Genomic DNA, 13,640 nt, shown 5'->3' on the forward strand with positions numbered 1-13,640 from the left:
CCAGCTCGTCCGGATGACTGCCGTGAGTGACCGTACCCAGGCCGTGAAGGCCTACCTGCTCGACCTGCAAGACCGTATCTGCGCCGCCCTTGAAGCCGAGGATGGTGGCACCCGCTTCTTCGAGGACAGCTGGGACAGGCCGGCCGGTGGCGGCGGCCGCACCCGGGTGATCGAGAACGGCGCACTGATCGAGAAGGGCGGGGTCAACTTCTCCCACGTGTTCGGCGATAGTCTGCCGCCATCGGCCAGCGCCCACCGTCCGGAACTGGCCGGGCGCGGTTTCGAGGCCATGGGCGTGTCCCTGGTGATCCACCCGGAAAACCCGCACGTGCCGACCTCTCACGCCAACGTGCGCTTCTTCAGTGCCGAGAAGGAAGGTGAAGAGTCGGTGTGGTGGTTCGGCGGCGGCTTCGACCTCACCCCTTACTACGGCAACGAGGAAGACTGCGTGCACTGGCATCAGGTGGCCCGCGCCGCCTGTGCACCGTTCGGTGCCGAGGTCTACCCGAAGTACAAGGAATGGTGCGACCGTTACTTCCACCTCAAGCACCGCGGCGAGCCGCGTGGCATCGGCGGGCTGTTCTTCGACGACCTTAACCAGTGGGACTTCGACACCAGCTTCGCCTTCCTGCGCGCCATCGGCGATGCCTACATCGACGCCTATCTGCCCATCGTGCAACGGCGCAAGGCTACCCCGTTCACCGAAGCGCAGCGCGAGTTCCAGGCCTATCGCCGCGGCCGCTACGTCGAGTTCAACCTGGTGTTCGACCGTGGCACCCTGTTCGGTTTGCAGTCGGGCGGGCGTACCGAGTCGATCCTCATGTCCCTGCCGCCGCAGGTGCGCTGGGGCTATGACTGGAAACCGCAGCCGGGCAGCGAGGAAGCACGCCTGACCGAGTATTTCCTGCAGGATCGCGATTGGCTGGCCGGCGCGTAGGGCTGCTCCCTCTCCCGCTTGCGGGAGAGGGTTGGGGAGAGGGCGAGCTTGCCATTGCCCTCTCCCCCGGCCCCTCTCCCATAAATGGGCGAGGGGAGCAGAGCTGAACCCGCGTATTTCCACGCCCGCCATCAAACAGAAGGACACTCCATGGACCGCTACGGCGTCTTCGGCAACCCCATAGGCCACAGCAAGTCGCCGCTGATCCATCGCCTCTTTGCTGCGCAGACCGGCCAGGCGCTGAGCTACGAAGCCCTGCTGGCGCCGCTGGATGATTTCGCCGGGTTTGCCCGCGCTTTCTTCAGCGAGGGCAAGGGCGGCAACGTCACCGTGCCATTCAAGGAAGAGGCCTATCGCCTGGCCGATGAACTGAGCGAACGGGCGCGCCGCGCTGGTGCGGTGAATACCCTGAAGAAGCTCGACGACGGCCGTCTGCTCGGCGACAACACCGACGGCGCCGGCCTGGTGCGCGACCTCACGGTGAATGCCGGGCTCGACCTGGCAGGCAAGCGCATCCTCCTGCTCGGCGCCGGCGGCGCCGTGCGTGGCGTGCTGGCGCCGATCCTGGCGCATGAGCCGCAGGCCCTGGTGATCGCCAACCGCACCGTGGCCAAGGCCGAGCAACTGGCCCACGAGTTCGCCGACCTCGGGCCGGTGGCTGCCAGTGGCTTCGACTGGCTCAGCGAGCCGGTCGACCTGATCATCAACGGCACCTCGGCCTCGCTGGCCGGCGAGCTGCCGCCGATCGAGCCGGGGCTGATCCGTCCTGGTCACACGGTCTGCTACGACATGATGTACGGCAAGGAGCCGACCGCCTTCAATCGCTGGGCCGCCGAGCATGGCGCCGCGCGCTGCATCGACGGTCTGGGCATGCTGGTGGAACAGGCGGCCGAGGCCTTCTGCCTCTGGCGCGGCGTGCGTCCGGACAGCGCGCCGGTGCTTGCGGAGTTGCGCCGCCAGCTGGGCTGATATGTCATCTGTGCCGCCGTAGAGCGGCCGCGCTCGCCTGAGGCGCGGCGCGCACTTATACTTTCGCCATCAGCCGGCAGGGACCGCCTAGGCACCATTCCACTGCGCGGACCGACTTCGTGAACAAAGCTTTCTCCCTCGCCGGCCTGCTGCTGGCTTGCCTGACCCTCGTTGCCAGCCCTGCTCTGCAGGCGGCACCCAAGACCCAGGAACTGGCCTCCGGCAGTGCCCTGCTGGTCGATCTCAACACTAATCAGATTCTCTACTCCAGCAACCCTGACCTGCAGGTGCCGATCGCCTCGGTGACCAAGCTGATGACTGCCATGGTCACCCTGGATGCCAAGCTGCCGCTGGACCAGCAACTGCCCATCGTCATCAAGGATGTCCACGAGATGCGCGGCGTCTATTCGCGGGTGCGGGTCGGCAGCCAGCTGAGCCGCCGCGACATGCTGCTGCTGACCCTGATGTCCTCGGAGAACCGCGCCGCTGCCAGCCTCGCCCACCACTATCCGGGCGGTGTGCCGGCCTTCGTCACGGCGATGAACGCCAAGGCCCGCGCCCTGGGCATGACCCGTACCCGCTATACCGAACCGACCGGCCTCTCGGAGGGCAACCTGTCCACCGCCAATGACCTGGTCAAGCTGATCAAGGCCAGCGGCCAATACCCGCTGATCGGCCAGTTCAGCAGCACCCGCGAGCGCGTCCAGGTATTCGCCAAGCCTCGCTACAGCCTGGGTTTCCGCAACACCAACAGCCTGGTGCACAAGCCGAACTGGAGCATCCAGCTGACCAAGACCGGCTTCACCAACGCCGCCGGCCATTGCCTGGTGATGCGCACGCAGATGGCCGGCAAGCCGGTGGCCTTCGTGGTGCTGGATGCCTTCGGCAAATACACCCACATGGCCGATGCCAACCGCCTCAAGCGCTGGCTGGAGACCGGTCAGGTGACTGCGGTCGCCCCGGCGGCGCTGGCCTACAAGAAACAGAAGCAGGCCGAGCGAGCGCGCCTGGTGCAGGCGGCGCAGTAACGGCGCCCTGCTGGATGAGTAAAAAGCCCGGCCTTGGTTGCCGGGCTTTTTTGTTTTCCGGGTGAAGGCCGAGCATGACGGGTGCGGTTTATTCCTGCGCTGTGGCAATCTGCCCCCCATCGCTGCCGTCACCGGGACTATCGAGCATCCATGCGTACCCTTGCCCTTGCCGCCTTCGCTGGCCTGTTGCTGTTCTTTCACGTCCGTGAGGGCTGGGTGCCCATCCTCGATTCGGCCAACCTGGCCTTTCATGAGGCTGGCCACCCGTTGTTCGGCCTGGTTTCCTCGCGGCTGATGGTCTACGGCGGCACGTTCATGCAGTTGCTCTTGCCGTTGACGGCAGCCTGGCAGCTACGCCGTCAGCAACAGATCGGCGGTTACCACCTGTGCCTGATCTGGTTCGCCGAGAACCTGTTGAATGTCGCGCGCTACATGGCCGATGCACGGCGTCAGGAGCTGCCGCTGGTGGGCGGTGGTGACCACGACTGGACCTACATCCTCAGTAGTTGGGGGCTGCTGTCCTGGGACACCACGCTGGCGATGTGGCTGCGTGTGCTGGCTGTTGGCCTGATGGTCTGGGTGCTCTGGCGCGACTGGCGAAATGTGCGGCCCACTGAGGGTTGAAGCCACGGTATGAAGTGGCGCGATCAAGGCTCCTCCGAGCTGCGCTCTCCGGTTGCACTGCGTCTGGAGGGTGGCTTGTATGGCCTAGCCGGATGCAATACGGGAAGGCAGGTCACCCTCCCCCCGGATTGCATCCGGGCTACCCCTTAGGGGATGACCGCTACTGGCTTACAGGAACCAGCGATACTCCCGCGCGCTGACCTCGTTCATGAAGTCCAGATGGTCCTGGCGCTTGTTCTCGCAGTAGACGAAGACGAACTCGCTGCCCAGCTTGTCCTTGACCACCTCATGGGAGGCCATCGCCGCCACGGCGGTCAGCATGTCCTTGGGGAAGTCGATGCCGCTGCGGCGGTCTTCGTTGAGCGAGGGGATAGGTTCGCGGGCCTGGTCCAGGCCGTATTCCATGCCGCTGAGGATGGCCGCCAGCACCAGGTAGGGGTTGGCGTCGGCGCCGGCCAGACGGTGCTCGATGCGCAGGTTCTTGCCGTCCGACTCGGGGATGCGGATGCATGCATCGCGGTCCTCGAAGCCCCAGCTGGCCTTGCTCGCCGAGTTGACCATGGCGCCGTAGCGGCGGAAGGCATTGTGGTTGGCGGCGAAGATCGGCATGCAGTGCGGCAGCAGCTCCAGGCAGCCGGCCACGGCGTGGCGCAGCGGGCGCTGCTGGTCGCCGTCGAGCAGGTTGCGGCCTTCCTGGTCGTAGAGACTGACATGCACGTGCATGCCGCTGCCCGGCGCGTCCAGGTAGGGCTTACTCATGAAGCTGGCGCGGTAGCCATGCTGCATGGCCACGCCGCGGGTGCTGCGGCAGAACAGCGCGGCCTGGTCGGCGGCGTGCAGGCCGTCGTCGCAGTGGGCGAAGTTGATCTCGAACTGACCGGGGCCGAGTTCGGCGGTGATCACGTTGGCATCCACGCCCTGCTCCCGCGCCGCCTCCACGGTTTCATGCAGCACCTCGGAGAAGCGCGTCAGGCGTTCGATGTGCATGTTCGGCTGGTCGTCGGCGTCGCCGGTCAGCGGGTCGCGGGGGAACTGCGGCAGGCCATTTTCCAGCTTGCGGTCGAACAGGTAGAACTCCAGCTCGAAGGCCACCACCGGGCGGATGCCGCGGGCCTCCAGCCGCTTGAGCACGCGGGCGAGCACTTCGCGCGGCTCGAATTCGATCGGTGCCTCGGTGCCGTCGGAGCTGATCAGCATCTGCCCCATCGGCTGCTTTTCCCAGCGCACCGGCTTGAGGGTGCCGGGGATCAGGCGGCGCGGCGCATCCGGGTCGCCGTCGTTGAAGCAGTAGTCGCCAATCGGGTGCAGGCCGCCCTGGGCGCCGAGCAGCACGCAGTTCTGCGGCACTTTCAACGGGCCGCCGGCGGCGACCTTTTCCAGCATGTCCATGGGGTAGCGCTTGCCATAGAAGTGCCCGGGAATATCCAGGCAGATCAGTTCGACGTAGCGCACGTCGGGGTTGGCCGCGCGGAAGGCACGTACTTCGCTGAGCAGATCGGGGAATTTCGTTGTTGTTGTCATGGTGGCTATCTGCGCGGGTCAGGTGAAGACCCAGAGCACTCTTGTGGGGAAATCGGTGAGGTTGGCGTAGCGGAACTGCGCATGCGGCGGCAGCTGGAAGCTGTCACGTGGGCCGAGGGTGACCGGTTCGGCGTCGTCGCCATACCAGACTGTCAGCTCGCCTTCTAGGACGAAACCGCCCTGTTCGGAGCTGTCGTTCAGATGGCCTTCGCCGCTGGTGGCGCCGGGTTCCAGAAAGCTTTCGAGCATGGAAAAGCCGCCGGACATGGTCGGCGAGGCCAGCACGTCGGTGATGCCACCGGCGTAATAAAGAGTGCGTCGCTCGTCCGGCCGTGTCACCCAGCGCACCGCGCGCGGCTTGCCTGGGTTATAGAAATAGGTGGTCGGCACGCCCAGCGCTTCGCTGATGGCGGTGAGGTCGGCCACGGTCGGGCGCGACAAACCGCGCTCGACCTGGGACAGGAAGCCCACCGAGCGGCCGATGCGCTCGGCCAGTTCGTTGAGGGTGACGTTCTTGTGCTTGCGCAGGTCGCGCACCAGGATCGCCAGCCCTTCGATTTCATCCTGCATGTCCATGGTTTTTCCCTTTTGCGGAGCCCGGTTCAGATCGTGTCGCGCAGACGGTACCAGGCTTTGCCGACGGCCTCGATCGGGGCGGCCAGCAGGTCGCCACCGGGGAAGCGCGGGTTGCTCAGGCCCTGGTACAGGCCGAGCAGTTGTTCGTCGCCGAGGATCGCATCGCTGACCGCGCGGGCGGCGGCCAGGGTCGGCAGGATGCCGTGGCCGGAGAAGCCCTGCAGCCAGTACTTCTGGCCCTGACGGCCGACGTCCGGGGTGCGGTGCATGGTGCAGTCGATATGGCCGCCCCAGCCGTAGTCGATCTGCACCCCGCGCAGCTGCGGGAAGACCCGCTCCAGGTAGGGCCGGGTGGCCGCAGGCACGTCCGCCGGGATGCCGCCCAGGTAGGTGCAGCCGCCGCCGAACAGCAGGCGGTTGTCCGGGGTGACGCGGAAATAATCGGGGACGAACTGGTTGTCGATGGCGCAGGTACCTTGCGGGAACAGCGAGCGCGCCAGCTCCGGGTTCAGCGGCGCGGTGGCCACCTGGTAGGAACCGACTGGCAGCAGGCGCTTGGACAGCACGGGGTCGAGGCGGTCGATGTAGGCGTTGCAGGCCAGCACCAGCACGTCGCCGCGTACTTCGCCATGTTCGGTACGCGCCACATAACCCGCGGCGGTCTCGCGGTAGTCGAGCACCTTGCTCTGCTCGAAGATGCGTCCGCCGGCCTTCTCGATGGCGTCGGCCAGGCCCTGTGCCAGTTTCAGCGGGTTGAGGTGGGCGGCGCCAGCGTCATGCAGGGCGGCCAGATAGCGCGGGCTGGCAATCCACTTGGGCAGGTCCTGCTTGGGGATAAAGCTCAGCTGCTGGTAGCCATATTTCTCGCTCGCCTCTTCGAGGTTTTCCTGCAGCAGGCGCACGCGGCGCGGCAACACTGCGGTGTAAATGGCACCAGTGCGGTAATCGATATCGAAGCCGTGGCGCTCGGGTAGCTCGCGCATTTCCTTGGCGGCCCAGGTCATGCTGTCCCACAGCTGGCGGGCACGCTCCAGGCCGAGCGCCTTCTCGAACGGCGGCATATCACAGGACCAGCCTGGCAGCGCCTGGCCGCCGTTGCGCCCGGAAGCGGCCCAGGCCAGGCGGCTGGCCTCCAGCAGCACGACTTTCTTGCCGGCCAGAGCCAGGCGCAGGGCGGTATGCAGTCCGCTGAAACCGCCACCGATAATCAGGATCTGCGCGTCTTCACGACCTTCCAGGCGCGCGCGCAGCGGAATCTCGCCATAGGTGGCGGCGTAGTAGGTGCCGACGTGCTGCGCGGATTGCTTGAACATGGAAGCCTCGTGAAATTTCTTATTTGAAAGTTCATGAAAATCTACACGATAAAATTCACAAGGCCAAGTCCGGGGTTATTTCCGCGCCGAACCCTGACGCCAGCGGACGACATCACCAGTGGCTACTTGCAGAGTAATGCGACATGCCGTTGGCTGGCGCATGCAGGGGCCGGCGTTGCCGGTTATCCTGCCTGGCATCCAGCGCAGAGGACCCGGCCATGCAGATTCGTAGCGATTTCGACAGCGGTAATATTCAAGTAGTGGATGCCAGCAACCCGCAGCAGGTGCGCCTGGCGATCCGCAAGGATTTCGCCAGCGAGCACTTCCAGTGGTTCCACTTCCTCGCCGAGGGCCTGCTGCCGGGCCAGCGCCATGGCTTCAGCCTGATCAACGCGCCGCAGTCCAGCTACAAGAACGCCTGGAGCGGCTACCAGGCGGTGGCCAGCTATGACGGTGTGGACTGGTTCCGTGTGCCGACCCGCTATGACGAGGGCGGCCTGCATTTCGAACTGCTCGCCGAGCAGGCCCAGGCCTATTTCGCCTACTTCGAGCCCTACAGCCGTGCCCGCCACGCGCAGTTGCTGGTGCGTGCCCTGGCCCTGCCGAATGTCGAACTGCTGGCCTGCGGCACGAGTCTGCAAGGCCGCGAGCTGCCGCTGCTGCATGTGCGCGGCACGGCCCAGGCGCCGCGCAAGATCTGGCTGATCGCCCAGCAGCATCCGGGCGAGCACATGGCCGAGTGGTTCATGGAAGGCCTGATCGACAGGCTGCACGAGCAGGATGATCAGCTGCGCGGCCTGCTCGCCCAGGCCGATCTGTACCTGGTGCCGCACATGAACCCGGACGGCGCCTTCCTCGGCAACCTGCGCACCAACGCTGCCGGCCAGGACCTCAACCGCGCCTGGCAGGCGCCCAGTGCTGGGCAAAGCCCGGAAGTGCTGTTCGTCCAGCAGCAGATGGCCGCCCACGGCGTCGACTGCTTCCTGGATATCCACGGTGACGAGGAAATCCCCTACGTGTTTACCGCCGGCTGCGAAGGCAACCCCGGTTTTACGGCGCGCCTGGACGCCCTGGAGCAGGAGTTCCGCGAGCGCCTGATGGCCTGCGGCGAATTCCAGGTGGAACACGGCTACCCGCGCGACGAACCCGGCCAGGCCAACCTGGCGCTGGCCTGCAACTGGGTCGGGCAGACCTACGATTGCCTGGCCTATACGGTGGAGATGCCGTTCAAGGACCACGACCTCACGCCCGATCCGCGCACCGGCTGGAATGGCGCGCGCAGCAAGAACCTGGCGCGTGCCGTGTTCAGTGTGCTGGCGGCGATGGTCGACAAGCTGCGCTGAGCAGCCTGTTCCGCGAGCGCAGCCTAGAGGTCGATGCCCAGCTCCCAGCCTGGCTTGTGCGGGCGGCGGTCTTCGCCGCTGCGGCGGTCGGCCTCGAAGCGAATGCTCTGCCGGCGTTCACCGTTCTGCCGGCGCTCGCTTTTGCATTTGTCGCGGGTGTCGATCTGGAAGCAGGCCTTCTTCTTCGGCGCTTCCTGGGCGGTGGCTGATCCCTGCTCTGGCTCAAGGGCCAGGCCGGGTGCGGCAAAGTCGATGGGGTCTAGGTCTGCCATGGGGCTGCTCCATTCCTGGCTGGCGCACAGGAAAATCCGGGGCCGGGTGCCGAGGGTTGTCCCCAGTCAGGCTAGATCGGCTGGAACAGTCGCGCCATGTCGTTCATCTGGAAGGGCGAACGGCGCTTAGCGGGGCGTTGGGCGGGGTGGTGAAGGGGTGCTGAAACCGCTTGCCGCTGGGCATGAAAAAGCCGCTGTCTCCATCCAGAGCAGCGGCTTTTTTACGGCGGACGACAGTGTTTAAAGGCGCGCGCCGCGAACTCCCTCGGCCAGCGACCGGCAAAGGCTCAGCACGCCCTGGATGGCCTGCTGGTCGTCCGTGGCATTGGCGATCTGGTCGATCAGTGCCGAGCCGACCACCACACCGTCGGCCAGACGGGCGATGGTCGCCGCGTGTTCCGGGGTACGGATGCCGAAGCCGATGCACAGTGGCAGTTCGGTGTGGCGGCGCAGGCGGGTCACGGCTTCCTGCACATGCTCGATGGTGGCCGAGCCGGCGCCGGTGACGCCGGCTACCGAGACGTAATAGACGAAGCCCGAGCTGCCGTTGAGCACGGTGGGCAGGCGTTTGTCGTCGGTGGTCGGGGTGGTCAGGCGGATGAAGTCCAGGCCCGCAGCCTGGGCCGGGTCGCACAGGTCGGCGTTATGTTCCGGCGGCAGGTCGACCACGATCAGGCCATCGACACCGGACTCTTTGGCCTCGGCGATGAAGGCCGCGACGCCGTAGTGGTGGATCGGGTTGAAGTAGCCCATCAGCACCAGCGGGGTGGTCTGATCGCCTGCACGGAACTCACGGACCATCTGCAGGGTCTTGGCCAGGTTCTGCTTGGCGCCCAGGGCGCGGATGTTGGCCAGCTGGATCGCCGGGCCGTCGGCCATCGGGTCGGTGAACGGCATGCCCAGTTCGATTACGTCGGCACCGGCCGCCGGCAGGCCCTTGAGGATAGCCAGGGACGCGTCGTAGTTGGGGTCGCCGGCGGTGACGAAGGTCACCAGGGCGGCGCGATTTTGTTCTTTCAGTTCAGCAAAGCGGCTTTGCAGGCGGCTCATCAGTGTTTCTCCTGCTTGGACTGTTCCATGTGGTGCATGACGGTCTGCATGTCCTTGTCGCCGCGGCCGGACAGGTTGATCACCATCAGATGATCTTTGGGCAGCTTCGGTGCACGTTTGAAGGCTTCGGCCAGGGCGTGGGCACTTTCCAGGGCCGGGATGATGCCTTCCTGACGGCAGCAGGTGTGGAACGCGGCCAGGGCTTCGTCGTCGGTTACCGAGGTGTATTCGACGCGGCCGATATCATGCAACCAGGCGTGTTCCGGGCCGATGCCGGGGTAATCGAGGCCGGCGGAAATCGAGTGGGCGTCGATGATCTGGCCGTCGTTGTCCTGCAGCAGGAAGGTGCGGTTGCCGTGCAATACGCCCGGTACGCCGCCGTTCAGGCTGGCCGCATGCTTGCCGGTGGCGATGCCGTAGCCGGCGGCTTCGACGCCGACAATCTGCACGGATTTATCGTCGAGGAAGGGGTGGAACAGGCCGATGGCGTTGGAGCCACCGCCGATGCAGGCCACCAGGCTGTCGGGCAGACGGCCTTCCTGGGCGAGGATCTGCTCGCGGGTTTCCTTGCCGATCACCGCCTGGAAGTCGCGCACCATTGCCGGGTACGGGTGCGGGCCGGCCACGGTGCCGATCATGTAGAAGGTGTTGTCGACGTTGGTCACCCAGTCGCGCAGGGCTTCGTTCATCGCGTCTTTCAAGGTGCCGGTGCCGGCGACCACGGGGATCACGGTGGCGCCCAGCAGCTTCATGCGGAACACGTTGGCCTGCTGGCGATCGATGTCGGTGGTGCCCATGAAGATCACGCATTCCATGCCAAAGCGCGCGGCCACGGTGGCGGTGGCCACGCCGTGCATGCCGGCGCCGGTCTCGGCGATGATGCGTTTCTTGCCCATGCGCCGTGCCAGCAGGGCCTGGCCGATGCAGTTGTTGATCTTGTGCGCGCCGGTGTGATTGAGCTCTTCGCGCTTGAAGTAGATCTTCGCACCGCCGCACATCTCGGTCAGGCGCTCGGCGAAATACAGCGGGCTCGGACGGCCGACGAAGTCACGCTGGAAGTAGGCCAGTTCCTTCTGGAATTCGGGGTCCAGCTTGGCCTTTTCGTACTCGGCGGCCAGGTCGTGAATCAGCGGCATCAGGGTTTCGGCGACGTACTGACCGCCGAAGTGGCCGAACAGGCCAGTGGCGTCTGGGCCGGTGCGCAGTGAAGTCATGGCGGAGCTCCTGTTTCTGCCCCCCAGGCCCGCTGCTGAACGAGGGGCCGGAGGAGAGGGTATGGACGATGGCGCCATTCTACCCCTGGCCGCCCACCTGAAAAGCGATTAGATTGCCGTAACACGTCAGAAAAAATCACAGATATCATGAGCCGAGAACTGCCCCCGCTGAATGCCCTGCGCGCCTTCGAAGCCGCTGCCCGCCTGCAGAGTGTCAGCCAGGCCGCAGATGAGCTGAGCGTAACCCACGGTGCGGTGAGCCGGCAGATCCGTGTGCTGGAGGACCAACTGGGGGTGCCCTTGTTCAGCAAGGAGGGGCGCGGCGTAAAACTCACCGATGCCGGCATCCGTCTGCGCGATGCGGCGAGTGAGGCCTTCGAGCGTCTGCGCAGTACCTGCGCCGAGCTGAAACAGCAGCAGGTCGATGCGCCTTTTGTTCTCGGCTGCCCCGGCAGCCTGCTGGCGCGCTGGTTTATTCCGCGTCTCGACAGATTACAGCGCGCATTGCCCGAGCTGCGCCTGCAACTGTCGGCCAGCGAAGGCGAACTGGACCCGCGCCGCCCTGGGGTGGATGCCACCCTGTGTTTCGCCGAACCGCCCTGGCCGGCGGACATGCAGGTGTTCGAACTGGCCGCCGAACGCATCGGCCCGGTGCTCAGCCCGCGTTCGCCGCGCTTTGCCGAGCTGGCCCAGGCGCCGGCCGGGGCGTTGCTGGGTGAGCCACTGCTGCACACCGTGTCGCGCCCGCAGGCCTGGCCGCAGTGGGCGCGGGCGCAGCAGCTGGATGCCACGCGCCTGCAGCTGGGTCAGGGCTTCGAGCACCTGTATTACCTGCTGGAGGCGGCGGCGGCCGGCCTTGGCGTGGCTATCGCCCCGCAGCAGCTGGTTGCCGACGATATGGCCGGCGGCCGCTTGCTGGCGCCCTGGGGTTTTGTCGAAACGCCGGCACGGCTGGCCCTGTGGGTGCCGGCGCGGGCTCGCGATAGCCGCGCAGAGCGCCTGGCCGAATGGTTACGCGAGGAACTGGCCGGCTGATTCTCGACTAGCCTCAGACAGGAACAGTCCTGCCTAAGGAGAAGCAGCATGTCCGATCACCACACCTACAAGAAGATCGAAGTCGTCGGCTCGTCGAAGACCAGCATCGAGGACGCGATCAGCAATGCCCTGGCCGAATGCGCCAAGTCCGTGCGCAACATGGATTGGTTCGAAGTCACTGAAACCCGCGGGCATATCGAGGGCGGCAAGGTCGGCCACTATCAGGTCACCTTGAAAGTCGGTTTCCGCATCGGCAATAGCTGAGGCGTTGGCAGAAATTCCTCGCTCCGTGCGCTAGGCTGCCTGTGGTCTGGCAGCGTGGCGCTGGGGTTCGAACAAGAGCGCGCGCCCTTTCCGTCTGGGGGTGGATTGCCCCGCCATGGCTCGTTTGAGCCGTTTATCTAACGAAGGAGCGTTAACCATGAAACAACTGATTCTGGGCCTGGCCCTGTTTTCCCTGGCTGGCTCGGCCCTGGCGGCGGCCAAGCCGTGCGAGGAGCTGAAGGCGGAGATCGACGCCAAGCTCAAGGCCAAGGGCGTTGCGGCCTATAGCCTGGAGGTGGTGGACAAGGGCAGCGCCGGCGACAAGAGCGTGGTCGGCACCTGCGAAGCTGGCAGCAAGGAAATCGTCTACCAGCGCGGCTGAGCCTAGCGCCCGTCTGCACAGGCCGGAGTTCCCGCCAGGGGCTCCGGCCTTTTTGTTGTTGCCTTTCGCCGCGCCGCCCCCATAAAGCTGGTATGACCTCAGGAGGCTTTATGAGCAGGCTGTCCACCACCCCGTTTTCAATCCTCGACCTGGCGCCGATGCGCGACGACGAGAGCGGCCCTGCGCCGGCCCTGCAACGTTCCCTGGCTCTGGCCCAGCATGCCGAGCGCCTGGGCTTCTCGCGCTACTGGGTGGCCGAGCACCACAACATGGAGGGCATCGCCAGCTCGGCCACCGCGGTGCTGCTCGGCTACCTGGCGGCCGGCACCACGACCCTGCGCCTGGGTTCCGGCGGCATCATGCTGCCCAACCATGCGCCGCTGGTGGTGGCCGAGCAGTTCGGCACCCTCGCCGCGTTGTATCCGGGGCGCATCGAACTGGGCCTCGGCCGCGCGCCGGGGGCCGACCAGCAGACCGCCCGCGCCCTGCGCCGCGACCGCCTGGGCAGCGCCGACGACTTCCCCCAGGATGTCGAGGAACTGCAGGCCCTGCTTGGCCCGCGCCAGCCGGGGCAGCAGGTGATCGCCATGCCGGGCATGGACAGCAACGTGCCGCTCTGGCTGCTCGGTTCCAGCCTGTTCAGCGCCCAGCTGGCGGCGCAGAAAGGCCTGCCCTATGCCTTCGCCGCGCACTTCGCGCCGCGCTACCTGCACCAGGCGCTGCGCATCTACCGCGACAACTTCCAGCCCTCGGCCGTGCTCGACAAACCCTATGCGATGGTCGGCGTACCGCTGATCGCCGCGCCGACTGATGAAGAGGCCGAGTTCCTCGCCACTACCGCCTTCCAGCGCGTGCTGGCGCTGATGCGCGGGCAGAGCCTGGTGCTACGCCCGCCGGTGGAGAGCATGGCCGGGCGCTGGCAGCCGCACGAGCAGCAGGCGGTGGGCGACTTCCTCGGCCTGGCGGTGATCGGCGGACCGCAGAAGGTGCGTGCGCGCCTGGAGATCCTGCTGGAACAGACCGGCGCCGATGAGCTGATCTTCACCGGCGACCTGTACCAGCACGAGCATCGCCTGCGCAGCTTCGAGATCCTGGCCGGCCTGCGCGACTAG

15 protein-coding genes are annotated in these 13,640 nt (G+C 66.1%); 9 read left to right on the plus strand and 6 right to left on the minus strand.

Annotation, left to right across the window (positions count from 1 at the left end; genetic code table 11):
* Nucleotides 1-22: 22 nt before the first annotated feature.
* The 4 genes from hemF (at nt 23) to H3H45_RS05095 (ending at nt 3,558) form a co-directional block, all read left to right on the plus strand.
* Entirely contained in the window at nt 23-937 is a 915-nt protein-coding gene (gene hemF / locus H3H45_RS05080; protein ID WP_182832625.1) for an oxygen-dependent coproporphyrinogen oxidase, read from the plus strand.
* Nucleotides 938-1,087: 150 nt separating this feature from the next.
* Nucleotides 1,088-1,906, plus strand: coding sequence for a shikimate dehydrogenase (aroE, locus tag H3H45_RS05085; RefSeq protein WP_182832626.1), 819 nt, complete (start codon nt 1,088-1,090; stop codon nt 1,904-1,906).
* Between the two features lie 119 nt (nt 1,907-2,025).
* Nucleotides 2,026-2,934 carry a D-alanyl-D-alanine endopeptidase gene (gene pbpG / locus H3H45_RS05090; protein WP_182832627.1) on the plus strand — a complete coding sequence of 303 codons (909 nt, stop codon included), beginning with the start codon at nt 2,026-2,028 and terminating at the stop codon, nt 2,932-2,934.
* Between the two features lie 150 nt (nt 2,935-3,084).
* Complete coding sequence (locus H3H45_RS05095; protein ID WP_182832628.1) at nt 3,085-3,558, plus strand: hypothetical protein; 474 nt, start codon at nt 3,085-3,087, stop codon at nt 3,556-3,558.
* Nucleotides 3,559-3,726: 168 nt separating this feature from the next.
* Here H3H45_RS05095 and H3H45_RS05100 read toward each other — a convergent pair whose 3' ends face one another.
* Genes H3H45_RS05100 through H3H45_RS05110 form a run of 3 tightly spaced genes read right to left on the minus strand, consistent with a single transcriptional unit; the run spans nt 3,727 to nt 6,968 of the window.
* Complete coding sequence (locus H3H45_RS05100; protein WP_182832629.1) at nt 3,727-5,079, minus strand: glutamine synthetase family protein; 1,353 nt, start codon at nt 5,077-5,079, stop codon at nt 3,727-3,729.
* An 18-nt stretch (nt 5,080-5,097) separates the two neighbouring features.
* Nucleotides 5,098-5,655 carry a helix-turn-helix domain-containing protein gene (locus tag H3H45_RS05105; protein WP_182832630.1) on the minus strand — a complete coding sequence of 186 codons (558 nt, stop codon included), beginning with the start codon at nt 5,653-5,655 and terminating at the stop codon, nt 5,098-5,100.
* Nucleotides 5,656-5,681: 26 nt separating this feature from the next.
* On the minus strand, nt 5,682-6,968 hold the full coding sequence (locus H3H45_RS05110) for an NAD(P)/FAD-dependent oxidoreductase (protein ID WP_182832631.1): 1,287 nt from the start codon (nt 6,966-6,968) through the stop codon (nt 5,682-5,684).
* Between the two features lie 218 nt (nt 6,969-7,186).
* Here H3H45_RS05110 and H3H45_RS05115 point away from each other — a divergent pair, with 218 nt between their 5' ends.
* Entirely contained in the window at nt 7,187-8,311 is a 1,125-nt protein-coding gene (locus tag H3H45_RS05115) for a M14 family metallopeptidase (RefSeq protein ID WP_182832632.1), read from the plus strand.
* A gap of 23 nt (nt 8,312-8,334) precedes the next feature.
* Here the strand turns inward: H3H45_RS05115 and H3H45_RS05120 are convergent, their stop codons facing one another.
* The 3 genes from H3H45_RS05120 to trpB all read right to left on the minus strand — a co-directional run bounded on the left by H3H45_RS05120 (nt 8,335) and on the right by trpB (nt 10,847).
* Entirely contained in the window at nt 8,335-8,583 is a 249-nt protein-coding gene (locus H3H45_RS05120) for a hypothetical protein (protein ID WP_182832633.1), read from the minus strand.
* Between the two features lie 240 nt (nt 8,584-8,823).
* Nucleotides 8,824-9,633 carry a tryptophan synthase subunit alpha gene (gene trpA / locus H3H45_RS05125; RefSeq protein ID WP_182832634.1) on the minus strand — a complete coding sequence of 270 codons (810 nt, stop codon included), beginning with the start codon at nt 9,631-9,633 and terminating at the stop codon, nt 8,824-8,826.
* Nucleotides 9,633-10,847 (minus strand): tryptophan synthase subunit beta, encoded by a 1,215-nt coding sequence (gene trpB / locus H3H45_RS05130; RefSeq protein WP_182832635.1) that lies wholly within the window; start codon nt 10,845-10,847, stop codon nt 9,633-9,635. Before trpB ends, trpA begins: the two co-directional genes overlap by 1 nt.
* A 147-nt stretch (nt 10,848-10,994) precedes the next feature.
* Between trpB and H3H45_RS05135 the strand changes: the two genes are divergently transcribed.
* The 4 genes from H3H45_RS05135 to H3H45_RS05150 all read left to right on the plus strand — a co-directional run bounded on the left by H3H45_RS05135 (nt 10,995) and on the right by H3H45_RS05150 (nt 13,640).
* Nucleotides 10,995-11,882, plus strand: coding sequence for a LysR family transcriptional regulator (locus H3H45_RS05135; protein ID WP_182832636.1), 888 nt, complete (start codon nt 10,995-10,997; stop codon nt 11,880-11,882).
* Between the two features lie 48 nt (nt 11,883-11,930).
* The gene (locus H3H45_RS05140; protein ID WP_182832637.1) at nt 11,931-12,146 is read left to right on the plus strand and encodes a dodecin; all 216 of its coding nucleotides are present in this window, start codon (nt 11,931-11,933) and stop codon (nt 12,144-12,146) included.
* A gap of 157 nt (nt 12,147-12,303) precedes the next feature.
* Nucleotides 12,304-12,528 (plus strand): DUF1161 domain-containing protein, encoded by a 225-nt coding sequence (locus H3H45_RS05145; RefSeq protein ID WP_173210698.1) that lies wholly within the window; start codon nt 12,304-12,306, stop codon nt 12,526-12,528.
* Nucleotides 12,529-12,638: 110 nt separating this feature from the next.
* The gene (locus tag H3H45_RS05150) at nt 12,639-13,640 is read left to right on the plus strand and encodes an LLM class flavin-dependent oxidoreductase (RefSeq protein WP_182832638.1); all 1,002 of its coding nucleotides are present in this window, start codon (nt 12,639-12,641) and stop codon (nt 13,638-13,640) included.

This window comes from Aquipseudomonas guryensis (genome assembly GCF_014164785.1).
GTDB lineage: Bacteria > Pseudomonadota > Gammaproteobacteria > Pseudomonadales > Pseudomonadaceae > Aquipseudomonas > Aquipseudomonas guryensis.

Bases quoted from the DNA above. Each gene is read 5' to 3' on its own strand.
- H3H45_RS05110 (WP_182832631.1), bottom strand. From the start codon at position 6,968: ATGTTCAAGCAATCCGCGCAGCACGTCGGCACCTACTACGCCGCCACC.
- H3H45_RS05140 (WP_182832637.1), top strand. From the start codon at position 11,931: ATGTCCGATCACCACACCTACAAGAAGATCGAAGTCGTCGGCTCGTCG.
- trpB (WP_182832635.1), bottom strand. From the start codon at position 10,847: ATGACTTCACTGCGCACCGGCCCAGACGCCACTGGCCTGTTCGGCCAC.
- H3H45_RS05120 (WP_182832633.1), bottom strand. From the start codon at position 8,583: ATGGCAGACCTAGACCCCATCGACTTTGCCGCACCCGGCCTGGCCCTT.
- H3H45_RS05145 (WP_173210698.1), top strand. From the start codon at position 12,304: ATGAAACAACTGATTCTGGGCCTGGCCCTGTTTTCCCTGGCTGGCTCG.
- H3H45_RS05115 (WP_182832632.1), top strand. From the start codon at position 7,187: ATGCAGATTCGTAGCGATTTCGACAGCGGTAATATTCAAGTAGTGGAT.
- H3H45_RS05105 (WP_182832630.1), bottom strand. From the start codon at position 5,655: ATGGACATGCAGGATGAAATCGAAGGGCTGGCGATCCTGGTGCGCGAC.
- H3H45_RS05135 (WP_182832636.1), top strand. From the start codon at position 10,995: ATGAGCCGAGAACTGCCCCCGCTGAATGCCCTGCGCGCCTTCGAAGCC.
- trpA (WP_182832634.1), bottom strand. From the start codon at position 9,633: ATGAGCCGCCTGCAAAGCCGCTTTGCTGAACTGAAAGAACAAAATCGC.
- H3H45_RS05150 (WP_182832638.1), top strand. From the start codon at position 12,639: ATGAGCAGGCTGTCCACCACCCCGTTTTCAATCCTCGACCTGGCGCCG.
- aroE (WP_182832626.1), top strand. From the start codon at position 1,088: ATGGACCGCTACGGCGTCTTCGGCAACCCCATAGGCCACAGCAAGTCG.
- H3H45_RS05100 (WP_182832629.1), bottom strand. From the start codon at position 5,079: ATGACAACAACAACGAAATTCCCCGATCTGCTCAGCGAAGTACGTGCC.
- H3H45_RS05095 (WP_182832628.1), top strand. From the start codon at position 3,085: ATGCGTACCCTTGCCCTTGCCGCCTTCGCTGGCCTGTTGCTGTTCTTT.